1 protein-coding gene and 1 pseudogene are annotated in these 502 nt (G+C 57.2%); one reads left to right on the top strand and one right to left on the bottom strand.

Annotation, left to right across the window (positions count from 1 at the left end):
- The coding region (locus tag KP705_RS17025; RefSeq protein ID WP_215765123.1) for a Tn3 family transposase at positions 1-196 on the top strand (196 nt) is incomplete at its 5' end.
- 28 nt (positions 197-224) lie between these two features.
- Here the strand turns inward: KP705_RS17025 and KP705_RS17020 are convergent.
- Positions 225-502 (bottom strand): annotated as a pseudogene (locus KP705_RS17020) (plasmid recombination protein); the annotation flags it as partial.

The raw sequence follows: 502 nt of genomic DNA, 5'->3' as shown, positions 1-502 counted from the left end.
TATCCTATGGAATACGCGCTATCTTCAGTCTGCCATCGCAACGCTCGGCATTTCCGATGACCTGGCGCGGCATATTGCACCCCTCGGCTGGGAGCATATCTCTCTGACAGGGGACTATCGCTGGAATGTCGATGAGCAGCCCGAAGCGGGCGCGTTACGTCCGCTTCGGGTGCCTGCATCACTGCTTGTAGCTTGACCCCCAATGCTGGCGGTTATGTAGGTGTTCACACTAAGCGTACGTAAAATACACTTTCGTGTCGTGACCCCAAATACGCCTCCTGGTCAGCGTTCCGGTTCTCGAACGCGCCAGGTGAGGACGTGACCAGGTATTCGATGCACTGGACGGCGTTCTTGCGGATCTTCTCAGGTAGCGCCTTCTCGAACGCGATCATGCCCTGTTTGACGTTCTGCGGCCCGATCAGGTCATTGTCTGGCGTTCTCGTGGCTTCAGCGTTTGGCTTATCCTGCTCTCGGTAGGCGTGCTTCATGGACGCCCTGACGG

Origin of the sequence: Gluconobacter sp. P1D12_c, assembly GCF_018812105.1 — a bacterium.
Classification (GTDB): Bacteria; Pseudomonadota; Alphaproteobacteria; order Acetobacterales; family Acetobacteraceae; genus Gluconobacter; species Gluconobacter oxydans_A.
This window is presented reverse-complemented; position numbering and strand designations above follow the sequence as displayed.